The sequence below is a fragment of the Rhizobium sp. AQ_MP genome (genome assembly GCF_014237835.1).
Taxonomy (GTDB): Bacteria; Pseudomonadota; Alphaproteobacteria; order Rhizobiales; family Rhizobiaceae; genus Allorhizobium.
Window position 1 is genome coordinate 1 of record NZ_JACJVI010000004.1, and the last position, 13,839, is coordinate 13,839.

The 13,839-nt window shown below is 61.2% G+C and carries 14 protein-coding genes and 1 tRNA gene; 11 read left to right on the top strand and 4 right to left on the bottom strand.

Annotated features, from left to right (window positions below; translation table 11 throughout):
• Positions 1-119: 119 nt before the first annotated feature.
• From H6M51_RS07990 to H6M51_RS08000, 3 genes are all read left to right on the top strand, one after another.
• Positions 120-368 carry a hypothetical protein gene (locus tag H6M51_RS07990; protein ID WP_185809360.1) on the top strand — a complete coding sequence of 83 codons (249 nt, stop codon included), beginning with the start codon at positions 120-122 and terminating at the stop codon, positions 366-368.
• A 104-nt stretch (positions 369-472) separates the two neighbouring features.
• Positions 473-721, top strand: a complete 249-nt coding sequence (locus H6M51_RS07995; RefSeq protein WP_185809361.1) for a hypothetical protein — start codon at positions 473-475, stop codon at positions 719-721.
• Positions 722-843: 122 nt separating this feature from the next.
• A complete protein-coding gene (locus tag H6M51_RS08000; protein WP_185809362.1) occupies positions 844-1,092 on the top strand; it encodes a hypothetical protein in 249 nt (82 codons plus the stop codon).
• Positions 1,093-1,179: 87 nt separating this feature from the next.
• On the opposite strand, the gene H6M51_RS08005 is transcribed toward H6M51_RS08000, so the two are convergent.
• Complete coding sequence (locus H6M51_RS08005; RefSeq protein WP_185809363.1) at positions 1,180-1,611, bottom strand: Rrf2 family transcriptional regulator; 432 nt, start codon at positions 1,609-1,611, stop codon at positions 1,180-1,182.
• Between the two features lie 221 nt (positions 1,612-1,832).
• Between H6M51_RS08005 and H6M51_RS08010 the strand changes: the two genes are divergently transcribed.
• The 5 genes from H6M51_RS08010 (at position 1,833) to H6M51_RS08030 (ending at position 8,234) form a co-directional block, all read left to right on the top strand.
• The gene (locus H6M51_RS08010; protein WP_185809364.1) at positions 1,833-2,579 is read left to right on the top strand and encodes a phosphoadenylyl-sulfate reductase; all 747 of its coding nucleotides are present in this window, start codon (positions 1,833-1,835) and stop codon (positions 2,577-2,579) included.
• A gap of 210 nt (positions 2,580-2,789) precedes the next feature.
• Positions 2,790-3,746: a sulfate adenylyltransferase subunit CysD gene (gene cysD, locus H6M51_RS08015; protein ID WP_185809365.1), complete on the top strand. Its 957-nt coding sequence runs from the start codon at positions 2,790-2,792 to the stop codon at positions 3,744-3,746.
• Position 3,747: 1 nt separating this feature from the next.
• A complete protein-coding gene (gene cysN, locus H6M51_RS08020) occupies positions 3,748-5,226 on the top strand; it encodes a sulfate adenylyltransferase subunit CysN (protein WP_185809366.1) in 1,479 nt (492 codons plus the stop codon).
• Between the two features lie 133 nt (positions 5,227-5,359).
• Positions 5,360-6,265 carry a MerR family transcriptional regulator gene (locus H6M51_RS08025; RefSeq protein WP_185809367.1) on the top strand — a complete coding sequence of 302 codons (906 nt, stop codon included), beginning with the start codon at positions 5,360-5,362 and terminating at the stop codon, positions 6,263-6,265.
• Positions 6,266-6,542: 277 nt separating this feature from the next.
• Positions 6,543-8,234 (top strand): methyl-accepting chemotaxis protein, encoded by a 1,692-nt coding sequence (locus H6M51_RS08030; protein WP_185809368.1) that lies wholly within the window; start codon positions 6,543-6,545, stop codon positions 8,232-8,234.
• A 39-nt stretch (positions 8,235-8,273) separates the two neighbouring features.
• On the opposite strand, the gene H6M51_RS08035 is transcribed toward H6M51_RS08030, so the two are convergent.
• Both H6M51_RS08035 and H6M51_RS08040 read right to left on the bottom strand, forming a co-directional pair.
• Positions 8,274-9,314, bottom strand: coding sequence for a LacI family DNA-binding transcriptional regulator (locus H6M51_RS08035; RefSeq protein ID WP_185809369.1), 1,041 nt, complete (start codon positions 9,312-9,314; stop codon positions 8,274-8,276).
• Between the two features lie 268 nt (positions 9,315-9,582).
• Positions 9,583-9,659 (bottom strand) — tRNA-Pro (locus tag H6M51_RS08040).
• Between the two features lie 337 nt (positions 9,660-9,996).
• Between H6M51_RS08040 and H6M51_RS08045 the strand changes: the two genes are divergently transcribed.
• The 3 genes from H6M51_RS08045 to H6M51_RS25045 all read left to right on the top strand — a co-directional run bounded on the left by H6M51_RS08045 (position 9,997) and on the right by H6M51_RS25045 (position 13,045).
• Positions 9,997-10,416, top strand: a complete 420-nt coding sequence (locus H6M51_RS08045) for a hypothetical protein (protein ID WP_185809370.1) — start codon at positions 9,997-9,999, stop codon at positions 10,414-10,416.
• A 424-nt stretch (positions 10,417-10,840) separates the two neighbouring features.
• On the top strand, positions 10,841-11,101 hold the full coding sequence (locus tag H6M51_RS08050) for a hypothetical protein (RefSeq protein WP_185809371.1): 261 nt from the start codon (positions 10,841-10,843) through the stop codon (positions 11,099-11,101).
• A gap of 171 nt (positions 11,102-11,272) precedes the next feature.
• On the top strand, positions 11,273-13,045 hold the full coding sequence (locus H6M51_RS25045; protein ID WP_185809372.1) for a flagellin: 1,773 nt from the start codon (positions 11,273-11,275) through the stop codon (positions 13,043-13,045).
• 105 nt (positions 13,046-13,150) lie between these two features.
• Here H6M51_RS25045 and H6M51_RS08060 read toward each other — a convergent pair whose 3' ends face one another.
• Positions 13,151-13,834 (bottom strand): helix-turn-helix transcriptional regulator, encoded by a 684-nt coding sequence (locus tag H6M51_RS08060; protein WP_185809373.1) that lies wholly within the window; start codon positions 13,832-13,834, stop codon positions 13,151-13,153.
• Between the last annotated feature and the right edge of the window lie 5 nt (positions 13,835-13,839).

Here is a 13,839-nt window from a genome sequence, read left to right on the forward strand (position 1 = left end):
CTGACTGTCGAACCCGTGACGCGCCGGACGGCGCATCTCACAGGAAACGCATACCCTGACACTCAACCCTGAGCTGCTCATCTGAAGGCCAGCTCAATTCAAGATAAGGAAACATGACCATGAAGACCATCATCTCTGCAGCCCTCATCTCCATCGCCGCCGGTTCGGCCGCTTTCGCCGCCGTCCAGCCGATCCCGGGCTCGATCACTTATGACAACGCCAACGTCCAGCTGGAAAAGGCACCCGCCGGTTCGACCTTCTTCCACACCTTCTCCAACGGTGACGGCCGCGACGTTCGCGAGATCTACAAGGTCAATGCCGACAAGTCGGTGACCCTCGTCAACCGTACGGTTTCCAACGCTTCGTAATCCACGCGCCTTAAGAAGACGCACTCTTCGGCGGCCGACCCGGTTCCCCTCCCCCTTCCCCCAACCGGTCGCCGCCAACCCAAACCCAGACAAGGAACACGACCATGAAGACCATCATCTCCGCAGCCCTCATCTCCATCGCCGCCGGTTCGGCCGCTTTCGCCGCCGTCCAGCCGATCCCGGGCTCGCTCACCTATGACAACGCCAACGTCCAGCTGGAAAAGGCCCCGGCCGGTTCGACCTTCTTCCACACCTTCTCCAACGGTGACGGCCGCGACGTTCGCGAGATCTACAAGGTCAATGCCGACAAGACGGTGACCCTCGTTAACCGCACCCTCTCCAACGCTTCCTAATCCGAAGCGCCTCAACCTCGCGCCTCTAGAAGACGCAAAACAGACTTCCGGCGGCCGGCTCGGTCCCCTCTCCCCGCCCCATCGGGCCGCCGCCAACCCAAACCCAGACAAGGAACACGATCATGAAGACCATCATCTCTGCAGCCCTCATCTCCATCGCCGCCGGTTCGGCCGCCTTCGCCGCCGTCCAGCCGATCCCGGGCTCGCTCACCTATGACAACGCAAACGTCCAGCTGGAAAAGGCCCCGGCCGGTTCGACCTTCTTCCACACCTTCTCCAACGGTGACGGCCGCGACGTTCGCGAGATCTACAAGGTCAATGCCGACAAGTCGGTGACCCTGGTTAACCGCACCCTCTCCAACGCCTCCTGATCTTCAGGGTGCGTGCCGGCCCCGGGATCTCGGTCCCGGGGCCTTTTTCATGTGGTCTCAACGAGAGATTTGCGGGTCGATCCGCAGTCAGTGCGGCGCCTCGCCGGGGTCGGCCGCGGCATCCGCCAGGCTGGTCGTCAGCAGCACGGCCCGGGTCTCGTCTGCCACGCGGGCGAAGACCCGACGGATTTCGCAGTCGGTCTCGCCATCGCAATCCTCGCAACGACGATAGGCGGTCAGAGACAGACAGGGAAGCGGCGCAACCGGGCCATCGATCAGCCGCAACACCTCGCCATAGGTGATCTCGCTTGCCGGCCGCAGCAGCAGATAACCGCCCTGCTTGCCCCTTCGACTTTCGACCATGCCGCCACGTTTCAGGTCGAGCATGATCTGCTCGAGGAATTTCTTCGGGATCTTTTGCTTGTCGGCGATATCGGGAATCTGGATCGGCTCACCCGGCTCGGCGCGGGCGAGAAGTGTCAGCGCCCTGAGCGCATATTTGGCTTTCTGTGTGATCATCGATCGTCAGCGTCTGCCAGAACCGTCCCAAATTCGTGGGTCCGGCCATAGCGCAAATCCTCTCGGCGTTCCACGGCTCATTTCGGCCGTGCGGGACGAAATGCCGCGATAAGCCCATGAGAGAGAGATATTTGCTCTTCGACTGCGGCTCGACGCACGTCGATTTCTGTCCGTCCTGTCGTCGATGCCGGATAATGGCTGCAGTCAGCAGGAACCCAATCATGACCAAGAACACTTCCGCAGATCTGGCCAAGGCACTGGACCAGCAACTTGCGTCCGCCGATCTCACCGAGCGACTGCGCATCGTGGCCGCCCTTGATGGTCGTGCCGTCTTCACCACCTCGCTCGGTATCGAGGACCAGGTGATCACGGCGGCGATCGGGCTTGCCGGTTTGCCGATCGATGTCTCGACGCTTGAGACGGGCCGCCTCTTCAAGGAGACGGTGGACCTGATTGCCGAGACGGAAGAGCGGTTCGGCATGGCGATCAAGCGGTTCTATCCCAAGCAGGACGACATCGACGCCTATGCGGCGAAGTATGGCCTGAACGGCTTTTACGAGAGCGTCGAAGCGCGGCACGCCTGCTGTCAAGTGCGCAAGCTGGTGCCGTTGGCCGAGGCGCTTTCCGGTGCCCGCTTCTGGATCACCGGTTTGCGCCGTTCGCAGTCGGGCAATCGTTCGAGCACACCCTTCGTCGAATACGACGCCGAGCGCGACCTGATCAAGGTGAACCCGCTGGCCGACTGGTCGCTGGACCAGATCAACGCTTATGTCGAGGCCGAAAGCGTTCCGACCAATCCGCTGCACAAGCGCGGCTACCCCTCGATCGGCTGCGAACCCTGCACGCGCGCCATCAAACCAGGCGAACCGGAACGCGCCGGTCGCTGGTGGTGGGAGAATGACGAGAAGCGCGAATGCGGGTTGCATGTGCCGGAGGCGGCAAGTTCCGCGATCCCGACGCCGGCCTGAGTTGAGACTTTAGAATTCACCCCCCTCTGTCACTTCGTGACATCTCCCCCACAAGGGGGGAGAGCGGGGCGCCAGCCAATCGCCTCCCTGCCTGGACTGGGCGCTCGGGAGGCGGATTTCGGTCTCCCCCCTTTGTGGGGGAGATGCCGGCAGGCAGAGGGGGGTGCCACGAAATGCCATCACTGATGGCCATCAAGGCAGATAGAGACCATGCACGTACACACATCCGAATTCGATCCGCATTCCAAGGATCCCGTCACCAAGCCGCCGCTCGATCCGCATCTGAAGGCGCTGGAAAACGAGGCGATCTATATTTTCCGCGAAGTGGCGGCCGAGTTTGAAAAGCCGGTCATGCTCTATTCGATCGGCAAGGATTCCTCGGTGCTCCTGCATCTGGCGCGCAAGGCCTTCTTCCCCGGTCGTGTGCCCTTCCCGCTGCTGCATATCGACACCGGCTGGAAATTCCCGGAGATGATCGCGTTTCGCGATGCGACGGCGGAGAAGTTTGATCTCGACCTGATCGTGCACACCAATCCGCGCGGCAGGCAAGAGGGCATCGGTCCCTTCACCCATGGCTCGGCCTATCATACCGACGTGATGAAGACGGAAGCGCTGCGCCAGGCGCTCGATGCCGGCAAGTATGACGCAGCCTTTGGCGGCGCGCGTCGCGACGAGGAAGCCTCCCGCGCCAAGGAGCGCATCTATTCCTTCCGCACGCCCGACCACAAATGGGACCCGCGCAACCAGCGCCCGGAACTGTGGAACATCTATAACGGCATGATCCGCCGCGGCGAGAGCGTGCGCGCCTTCCCGCTGTCGAACTGGACCGAAGTCGACATCTGGCGCTACATCCAGGCCGAAAACATCGAGCTGCCGCCGCTCTATTATGCGAAGAAGCAGAAGTATGTAGAGCGCGACGGCATGCTGATGTGGGCCGAAGACCCGCGCTTCGAGGCCTTACCCGGCGAACAGATCCAGGAAGGCATGCTGCGCTTCCGCACCCTCGGCTGCTGGCCGCTCACCGGCGGCATCCGCTCCAATGCGACCACCCTCGACGAGGTGATCGCCGAACTCGAAATCGCCACCGTCTCCGAACGCCAGGGCCGCGCCATCGACCGCGACCAGGCCGGATCGATGGAAAAGAAGAAGCGCGAAGGATATTTCTGAGATGACCGCTGTTGCCAACACCGCCCTCGTTTCCGAGGCACCGCTTACCGAAGCCGCACCGGTCATCCGCGACTCGCGCCCCCTTCGCCTGATCACCTGCGGCTCCGTCGATGACGGCAAGTCGACGCTGATCGGGCGTCTGCTCTGGGATACCAAGGCCGTCAAGGAAGACCAGGCGGCGACCCTTCGTCGGGATTCAGGGCAACAGAACGATCTCGGCCTGCCGGATTTCGCGCTTTTGCTTGACGGCCTGCAGGCCGAGCGCGAACAGGGCATCACCATTGATGTCGCCTACCGCTATTTCGCCACCGACCGCCGCTCCTTCATCGTTGCCGACACCCCCGGCCACGAGCAGTATACCCGCAACATGGCGACCGGCGCCTCGACGGCGGATCTCGCCATCCTGCTCGTCGATGCGCGTGCCGGCTTGCTCGAGCAGACCCGTCGCCATGCCACCATCGCTTCGCTGATGGGCATCAAGCAGTTCGTGCTGGCAGTGAACAAGTTCGACCTCGTCGGCTACGACAAGGCCGTGTTCGACCAGATCAGCACCGAGTTCAAGGCACTGGCGCTGACGCTCGGCGTGCGCCAGGTGACCGCGATCCCGATGTCGGCGCTGAAGGGCGAAAACGTCGTCTACCCGGCCGGCGCCGTGATTCCGTGGTATGAAGGCCCGACGCTGGTCGAGACGCTGGAGCTTGCGACCCTGCGCTCCGGCCAGTCGACCGGTTTCCGCCTGCCCGTACAGCGCGTCTCGCGTCCGGGCGAAAGCTTCCGCGGCTACCAGGGCACGGTGGCCGGTGGCGCGGTGAAGCCCGGCGACAGCGTGGCCATCCTGCCCTCCGGCCAGGTCGCCAATGTCAAGCAGATCGTCACCTTCGACCTGGTGCGCAACGCAGCCGTTGCCGGTGATGCGATCACGCTGGTGCTCGATCGTCAGGTGGATGTCGCGCGCGGCGACATGATCGTCTCGCTCGATGCCCAGCCGCAGACGGGCCTTGCCTTCGACGCCCAGATCGTTGCTTTGCAGCCGGATGGCATCGTGCCCGGCAAGCGCTACTGGCTGAAGGCCGGTTCGCGTCGCCAGCGCGTGCAGGTGCAGCCGGTGCAGCAGCTGGATCTCAAGTCCGGCAAGTGGCAGGCGGCCGAGATGCTGCAGATGAACGCGATCGGCAAGGTGCATCTGTCCTTCGACGAGACCGCGATCTTCGACCCCTATGAGCAGAACCGCGGCACCGGCGCCTTCATCCTGATCGATCCGGACACCAACAATACGGTGGCCGGCGGCATGATTACCGCCAAGCGCTCGGAACTCGGCGGGCTGAACGCCCATGACGGCCGGGTGATCCTGTCGCTGCCGGCGGATCTTGCCGAGCAGTTGCTCGCCACCGAACTTTTGGCCAGCCGCCGCGACGAAGTGGAGACGCGCCGTGTGACGACGAGCGCTGCGCGCCAGCTTCTCGACGACATCGACGGCTGAAGCCAGGCCGCCATCACCCTCGTATCCGGCCCGCCTCGCGCGGGCCGTTTCATTTTCTCTCCAGGCCGTTGAGGTCCAGACCTTTCCTTCAATCCACAATACGCTAATATCTAACGAAAGGGTTGGAGTGCGCATGCGGCGAAAGAGGCAGGACAAGGGAGACGGGCTGATCGCTCTGGCCGAAGTGCTCACGGCGAGTGGCATCCCGAAGCTGCTCCTGCATGCCTGGGAGCGCCGTTACGGGCTCGAACCGTCCGAACGCAGTCCGACCGGGCGCCGCTTCTATACCCCGGAACAGGCGGAGCGGCTGCGGCTTCTCAAGGCCTGCAGCGATGGCGGCCACCGAATCAGTACGATCGCCTCTCTTCCGATCGAACAGCTGCAGCGGCTTGAGGCGGAAATCGTGGCGCGCGGGGCGCTCGGCGACCTCCTTGATGCGGTGCGTACCATGGACAGCGACCGGCTGCAGGCCCTGCTGCAGGATCGCGCCGAAAGACAAGAGCCGGAAGAATTCATTCGTGCAACGGCCCTGCCGCTGATGCGCGACATCGGCAGCCTTTGGGCCGAAAAGGACCTGACCATTGCCGCCGAGCACATGGCGACGGCGGAAGTCAGGCGGGTCATCGGAGGGCTGTTCGACCGCTGCCCGCCTCCCGCGGAGGACGCACCCCGGCTTGTGGCAACCACGCCGGAGCGGGAGGAGCACGATGTCGGCGCGCTTGTCGCAACGCTGATCGGGCGGCTGAACGGCTGGAATGCCGTCTTTCTCGGGGCGAACCTGCCAGCCATGGACATTGCCGAGGCAGCCCATCGACGTGGCGTCCGCTGTGTCTGCCTGAGCGCCGTACATGGGCGCAAGGCCGCCCTCGACCGTCATCTGCGGGCCTTGCGGTCGGCTCTGTCGCCCGAGATCGAGATCTGGATCGGTGGTCCGGCCTATCGCGCCGTGCCGCCCATCGACGGTGTCACCTTCATCGACGATTTCGACGGGTTTGCCGAGGCGCTGAGTTCAGCCGGCGGGTTGCAGACAGGCGACTAGACGCCGAACGACGGAGCACCGGCTCCTTTCTCTCGATGTCCCTTTCCAGATCAGCTGAGACCGTCGTGCCCGGTGGGGCCGACGCAGCGTTTTCACCCCGGACACCTCAACCTCTCGTAGCTGAATGGACAGCCCTCGCCTTGGTACAAGATTTTGCATGAAACATAGACAAGGCGTTTATATTTTAGCTTTTCATTTATTTTTTGTATGCATTCTGGCACCCAGACAGACTTTTGGTGGATCCAGCTCAGGCGGGCTGGGGGCTGGAGAGAGAGATATGGGGTTTCCTGGATTTTCGGATGCTAAGACGACTGCCAAGACACTTGCGCTCGATGCACTGCAGGCCAATGTCATGGTGGCCGATGCCAAACTGAACATTACCTACATGAACCCGGCGGTCGTTGACCTGCTGAAGGAAGCCGAGGCGGACCTCAAGAAAGAGCTGCCGAAGTTTAGTGTTGCGACCCTCATCGGCAGCAATATCGACGTCTTCCACAAGAACCCGTCGCACCAGCGCAACATGCTGGCGGCGCTGAAGAACCGTCACGGCGCAACGATCACCGTCGGCAACCGGGTTTTCGACCTGCTTGTCACGCCGCTGAAACAAGGCGCAAAAACCGTCGGTTTCGTCGTCGAATGGGCTGACGCCAAAGCGCGTCTGCTCAATGTCGATTACGCAGCGCAGATCGCAGCCATCAGCCGATCCCAGGCAATCATCGAGTTCAATGTCGACGGCAAGATCATCGGCGCGAACCAGAACTTCATCAACTTGATGGGCTATTCACTGCAGGAGATCGTCGGACAACATCACAGCATGTTCGTCGACAAGGCTTTTGCCAGTTCAGAGGAATACAAGAAGTTCTGGCAGACGCTGCGTGACGGACAGTACATTGCCTCCGAGTTCCCGCGGATGACCAAGGCTGGGAAGGAGGTGATCATCTCCGCCTCCTACAACCCCATCCTGGACATCCACGGAAAGGTCGTGAAGGTCGTGAAGTTCGCGACCGACGTGACAGCCCGCGTGCGCACGGTCAGCTCGCTCGGGGATGCGCTGAAGCGGCTCTGCTCGGGCGACTTCGCCTTCCAGCTGACCGAACCCTTCGCAACCGAATTCGAATTCCTGCGCCACGATCTCAACCGCTCGGTCTCGCAGCTCTGCGACACCTTCCGCGAGATCTCCGGCAGCGTCGAGATCATCACCCAGGGCACGCGTGAAATCACCCAGGGCGTTGGCGATCTGTCGCGGCGTACCGAAAGCCAGGCGGCCAATCTCGAGGAGACCGCGGCGGCCCTCGAAGAGATCACCGCCAATGTGACATCATCGGCCCAGCGCGCCCAGGAGGCCCGCAATGTCGCCGGTTCTGCCAAGTCGAGTGCTGAGAAATCCGGTGAGGTGGTCGCGCATGCCGTAGATGCCATGAGCCGCATCGAGGACTCCTCCTCGAAGATCTCCAACATCATCGGCGTCATCGATGAAATCGCCTTCCAGACCAACCTGCTTGCGCTCAATGCGGGTGTCGAGGCAGCACGCGCCGGGGAAGCGGGACGTGGTTTTGCCGTTGTCGCGCAGGAAGTCCGCGAACTCGCCCAGCGTTCGGCCAAGGCTGCAAAGGAAATCAAGGACCTGATCCAGAATTCCGCCACCGAAGTTGCCTCGGGCGTCAAGCTGGTCAGCGACACCGGCGGAGCGCTGAAATCGATCAGCCAGCTGATCGTCGACATCAACGATCACGTCGTTGCCATCTCGACGGCGGCACGCGAGCAGTCCTCTGGCCTTGTCGAGGTCAACAGCGCCGTCAACGGCATGGATCAAATGACCCAACAGAATGCCGCGATGGTCGAGGAAAGCAGTGCTGCAGCGTCCACCCTTGCCAGCGAGGCCGACAAGCTGCGTGGCATGATCGGTCAGTTCAACCTTGGTGACCACCAGAGCGGGGCAGCCGTACGGCGCATGAACCGGGCGGCCTGATCCTCCTGGATTGTGACCGACCGCGAAGGATGTCCCCAATCATCCCTTGCGGTCGGTCGAACCACGCTCCAGGAGCTGATATCCGAGATCGATGATCTTTGACGAACGGCTTGCCGATCCGGTGGCGCGGATGATCAGATCAACGGCGCGATAGCCAATTTCGTAGCGCGGAACGCGCACGGTCGTTATCGCCGGAAATGCAAATCCGGCATATTCCAGATCGTTGAAACCGCAGATGCCGAAATCCTGGGGGACTGCCAGCCCTCGACGCTGGCTTTCAAACAGCGCGCCGAGGGCGATGTCGTCGTTGTGGCAGAGGGCAGCGTCCGCGTCCGGGAAATCGTTCTTCAGTCGGTCCAGCAAATGGCAGCCAAGTCCGACGCTGGTCGTGGTGTCGACAGAGAGCACCAGGGCCGGATCATAGAGACCAGCTGCCTCCAGCACGGCCTTGAAGCCCTCCAGTCTGCGCCGGGCACGAAAATCCCAGACACCCCCCAGCATGGCAATACGCCTGTAGCCCTTGTCGAGAAGGTGTCGTGTGGCCGTTTCGGCCGCGAGCCGGTTGTCGATGCCGACGGCCATGTCCGCCGGCTCGCGGCTGATATCCATGACCTCAACCACGGGACAAGGCGCACGTCTCAGCAGATCATCGATCGCGGTGTCGGCGATCTGTCCGACATGGATCAATCCGGCCGGATTCTGGGACAGGAAGAAGCGCAACTGCCGCAGCTGGTCCTCGCTGTCGGGCCCGGGATTTGCGTATTGAATGCGCAGATCGGAGGGGCGCACACGATCCTCGATGCCACGAACGAAGGCGAGAAAGGCATGGCTGGTCAAGACCGGAGCGACGACACCGACCAGACCGCTGTTTTTGCTGGCGAGGGCGCGCGCCGCAAGATCCGGCACATAGCCCATCTCCTCCACCACACTCAGGATCGTATCCCGCAGCTGCGGCGATACTTTCTCGGGGTCCCGCAAGGCTCGGGAAACGGTGATGGCACTGACACCCGCTTTCTGGGCAACATCTGAAAGCGTTATCTTATCGTGGCTCTGGCGACGTTTTCTCGTGATCTGATTCATGCCTACCAACCGCTTCGAATACAATTAATAGTAGCATTTACGAAATTGGTGTGCGCGATCGCACGTCGCCAAGTACACTTTAAGATAGACTAATCTACCTTGATCGGCAACGTTTTGCGGAGTTTATACAAGATTACGCAAGCAACGCTTGATCGTTGTTCGCTACCATTGTTTGCAACAGATACAACGCAGTCGGGCCGGTGCGGCTATCGATGGAGTACCACGACGCACGGCGGGCGGGAAAACACAGGATTTCGGGGGAATAAGCTGGTCGGAGTGGAGTGATTCGAACACTCGACCCCCACGTCCCGAACGTGGTGCGCTACCAGACTGCGCTACACTCCGTGACCAGCGGCGCCTCTATAGACCAGCGATTTTCGTTGCACAAGCATGGAAACGAAAAAAGCGGCGAGAAAGTTGAAGTTTTCGTGACGGGCGGCTGCATGGCGCTGGATTCATTGCGGAAAAAGCTTGCGATCGGCGGCGTGGCAATCCGCTCGAAGACTGCCGCCGGGGCGCGCGGGATACGGCCGTTGCGGAGAAGCCACCTGACAAAAATTTGCAGTTTATCGGTGGGGACGGACGTTTCGTCCGCCACGCTTTCGCAGTAAAGCAGAGCTGGGCCGGATATGCCCGGCGCAGCGCCGACGGCGGCCCTGACGGGGTTCAAGGGACAGTGACAATGAATTTGCTGAAAAGCACCAGGAATGGACTGATCGCAGCGCTCTGCCTGGCAGTGGCCGGCTGCACGACGGTGGGTGGGGCGCCGAAAAACGAGATCGAGGCGCGGTGGAACGGACAACAGGCCGGCGCCTTCTTTGCCAAGTTCGGCCCCCCGGCCGCAGACGTGGCCTCCGGTACATCGACGCTCTATACTTGGCGCGGCGGGTACAAGACCCGTGTCGTGCCGGCGACCTACGAAGATCTGGGTGACGGCAAGCGCGGCAAAATGCTGACCCGTGCGCGCACGGAATATCTTCGCTGCGAGGTGCAGCTGACGGTGTCGTCCGACTACGTTATTCGCGGTGTTCGCACGGTCGTGGACCGACCGGGTACGCAGGGCGGAAAGAGCTACTGCGCGGAGTTCCTGACTGCCGCCTGATCGCGGTGCCCGAACGCTCATGGGGCCTCCCGCCAACTGGCGTGGGGGCTCTTTTCATATCCGATTGTCTGGGAAACTGTTGCCTTCGAAGGTCGGGCCTTGCGCAACCACCAGGGCATCATGCCCTTTCGGCGCCCGGTGGGTTGCGCGCGGGAGGACGCCGTGGATGACGTCCTCCCCGATACGCAATACTGAAACCGAGCGCTTCTCGACGCATTACCTTGGTGGAAGCGTCTTCTTTATAGGAAGATCAAGGTTAACAGTTGGCTTACGGCGCCACTGATTTATAGTTAATTTTCAGTGACCTAGCAGATCGCGCGCAAGCGGGCTGCAAAGCCCGAAAAGCCTTGAAAACCGGCACCTGTAGCAATCTGAGGGGATCTCAGCACTTGACGATGTTCTTGTTTTGTTCAAAATCGTCGCCATGACACAGACGATCGATACACTGGGAAAAGCGCTGCGCCACAACTTCCTCGTGGTCGCTACCTGCCGGGAATGCCAGAACCAGGGCCGATTTCTGGCAAAAGATCTCGCCACGTTCTACGGGCATGGCCGTGACCCCTTCTCGCTGAAGTTCCGCTGCAGCCGCTGCGACACGCGCAATTGCAAGGTGACGCTGATGGACAATCCCTACGACCGCACCCCGGAGACGATCGTCTGGCGGCCGGTCAAGGTGAAGCTGTGAAATGGCGCGGCGTCAGCCGGTCACAGCGCTCATCCGGGAAAATTCGAGACCTCCGTATTTTTACGGATGAATTTTCGCCAAGGCGTTAACCATTCCGAAACCATAAAGGGCCGCCGGGATCATTTTTCATGAATGATTTTTCCAATTCTTCCTCAGGGCGGTCCGATTTCGATGACGAGCATCCTTACCAACCATTCTGCCATTACCGCGTTGCAAACGCTGAGAAGTCTCGCTTCCGATCTACAAGGTACACAGGAACGCGTGAGTTCCGGCCTTCGGGTCGCCATCGCTTCGGACAATGCTGCCTACTGGTCGATTTCGACCACGATGCGCTCCGACAGTCAGGCGATTTCGGCCACCGCGGATGCACTGGGCCTGGGGGCCGCGAAGGTCGACACGGCCTATGCCGGAATGACCTCGGTCATCAAGGTCCTGACCGATTTCCAGGCACGCCTGGTGGCCGCCACAGAAGAGGGCGTGGACAAGGCCAAGGTGCAGGCGGAACTGGATCAGATGAAAGATCAGGTGAAGTCGGTTGCCGACTCCGCGAGCTTTTCCGGGCAGAACTGGCTGACCACCGACATTGCCGACATCTATGATGTCAACATCAACAAGACCCATGTCCTGTCTTCCTTCGTGCGAGACGCCAATGGGGGTGTGTCGACCAAGTCGATGACCGTGGATCTCTCGGAGATCTCACTGTTCAACAGCACGGGAGGCGGTCTCCTGCAGAAGGATCCGCGGGATATCGAGACGATTGCTGGTATGCGGCGCCTGTGGAGTGAGATCGATGGTGCAAAGGTTTGGGGGCCTCGAACCGGGGGCGCATCAGCTGCAACGCTCCCTGACCGGGTCTTCTCCGGCCCGCTCGATCTCACAGGTGTTGGCGATGCGATTACCTTCGACGTTACCGTCGACAGAGATGAGCCGTCTCACGGTATCTCGCCGCCCTATCATCCGGGCAAGACGACGACAGGCGTCACCATCGACAAGGCTTTTCTGGACACGCATTTCCCGAGCTGGAACGGTGTCATAAACGATTACCGAGACTTTGAGCGCGCCCTGGATCGAGCCCTCACGCTTGCCAACACGGGGGCGACCACAGGTCTCTATCCGAAGTATCCATCCGGGACCGTCCCCGACAAATACTACCTGCAAACCCTGCAGAACTCCGGCCTCGACGGCTCCTATATCGAAATCAGCAATCTCACGTCGCAAGTTACCGCAGGATCTCACGGGTTGGGCAATACGTCCGCCCAGGCACCGCGCGGTTCGCAGATGACGCTGCCCTTTAACGACTTCGAGGTTTTCCGTGATGGCGAGGATCCCGATGGCATCGAGGTGACTTTCAGCTTCTATGTGAACAGCGAAAGCCCGAAGACCTATTCCTTCGACCGGACCTATGTGAACAACCTGCTCGGCAAGACCGACGGGACAGTCTCAAGCTCGGCCGAAATGGTGACGCTGCTGACGTCGCTGATGCAGGCCGACTGGCCGGATGTGATCATCTCGGATACTGGCACCGGCGTTTCGATGGTTCTCGATCCACTGGCCGATCGCCGGGCCGGGAGCGGATCACGGATCGGCTTCAGCGACATCACGGTCAGCCACGAGCCTATCCCCACCATCGACTTCATGAACATTGATATCGTGCAGAACCCGGATTGGGTGCGGACCTATATCAACTACATGGAGACTGCGACGGCGCGGGTGGTGGATGCAGCGGCAACGCTGGGCGCGCTGCAGACGCGCATCGACATGCAGGCGGAATTCGCCGCACGGCTCGCTGCCAGCATCGACAGCGGGATCGGCCGCCTCGTCGACGCCGACATGAACGAGGAATCGACCAGGCTGAAGGCGCTTCAGTCGCAACAGCAGCTCGCCATCCAGGCGCTATCGATCTCGAATTCCGCACCGGACATGATCTCGCAGCTCTTCCGCTGAAGCGTTCATGGCCGAAGCCTAAGGGTTCCGGCGTCGGACAGAACGAAAAAGCATTGTGCATCGACGGCGACACACGTGTCGCCGTCATTCTCTTGGGATCAGAGATCAACGGGCTGGCGCATGATCGATATGCGTCGCCACCAGCATGGCCACCAGATGGACGGTGTTGCGCGCGCCGTAGCGCTGCTTCAGCTTTTCCAGCCTGTGCTCCACCGTGCGATGCGAGAGGCCCAGCAATTCGGCGATTTCCTTGGCGGTAGATCCCTCGATGAGCAGCTGGACGATCGCCTCGTCGGCCGTGTCGAGGGTTTCGCGGGCGGCAGGCTGGCCGAGCAGAAATTGCGCATAGGAAGAGGAGATGACCCATTCGCAACCATTCGCATTCTTCTGCGGCAGCAAGATCCGGTCATAGCCGAGACTGACACCGAGGAGCTTCGTCTTGACCAGTTCCGTTGCCGGCTGCTGGCGCGCCACGACCTCCTTCAGGCGCGGGATGACGGACTGCTCCATATAGGCGCGGTCCTTGAAATCGCCGAGCCGACAATCGGAAAACAACCTGTTGATGTCGAGCAGCCGGGACGTGAAGCCGGAATGGCGCACGGTACGCAGGTGCCAGTCGAGGGGATCGGCACCCCTCACCTCGATCAGCGTGAGCCGCATCTTCAAGGTCAGAAGATCAATGACACCACTGTAGATGTTTTCAGGTCTGGCGGGGCGGTCGGATGATGTGGCGATCCATGCGTCGAGCAAACGGCCAACAACGACGGAAAAAGGTGTGTTTCTGGGCATGTACG

Bases quoted from the DNA above. Each gene is read 5' to 3' on its own strand.
- H6M51_RS07990 (WP_185809360.1), top strand. From the start codon at position 120: ATGAAGACCATCATCTCTGCAGCCCTCATCTCCATCGCCGCCGGTTCG.
- H6M51_RS07995 (WP_185809361.1), top strand. From the start codon at position 473: ATGAAGACCATCATCTCCGCAGCCCTCATCTCCATCGCCGCCGGTTCG.
- H6M51_RS08000 (WP_185809362.1), top strand. From the start codon at position 844: ATGAAGACCATCATCTCTGCAGCCCTCATCTCCATCGCCGCCGGTTCG.
- H6M51_RS08005 (WP_185809363.1), bottom strand. From the start codon at position 1,611: ATGATCACACAGAAAGCCAAATATGCGCTCAGGGCGCTGACACTTCTC.
- H6M51_RS08010 (WP_185809364.1), top strand. From the start codon at position 1,833: ATGACCAAGAACACTTCCGCAGATCTGGCCAAGGCACTGGACCAGCAA.
- cysD (WP_185809365.1), top strand. From the start codon at position 2,790: ATGCACGTACACACATCCGAATTCGATCCGCATTCCAAGGATCCCGTC.
- cysN (WP_185809366.1), top strand. From the start codon at position 3,748: ATGACCGCTGTTGCCAACACCGCCCTCGTTTCCGAGGCACCGCTTACC.
- H6M51_RS08025 (WP_185809367.1), top strand. From the start codon at position 5,360: ATGCGGCGAAAGAGGCAGGACAAGGGAGACGGGCTGATCGCTCTGGCC.
- H6M51_RS08030 (WP_185809368.1), top strand. From the start codon at position 6,543: ATGGGGTTTCCTGGATTTTCGGATGCTAAGACGACTGCCAAGACACTT.
- H6M51_RS08035 (WP_185809369.1), bottom strand. From the start codon at position 9,314: ATGAATCAGATCACGAGAAAACGTCGCCAGAGCCACGATAAGATAACG.
- H6M51_RS08045 (WP_185809370.1), top strand. From the start codon at position 9,997: ATGAATTTGCTGAAAAGCACCAGGAATGGACTGATCGCAGCGCTCTGC.
- H6M51_RS08050 (WP_185809371.1), top strand. From the start codon at position 10,841: ATGACACAGACGATCGATACACTGGGAAAAGCGCTGCGCCACAACTTC.
- H6M51_RS25045 (WP_185809372.1), top strand. From the start codon at position 11,273: ATGACGAGCATCCTTACCAACCATTCTGCCATTACCGCGTTGCAAACG.
- H6M51_RS08060 (WP_185809373.1), bottom strand. From the start codon at position 13,834: ATGCCCAGAAACACACCTTTTTCCGTCGTTGTTGGCCGTTTGCTCGAC.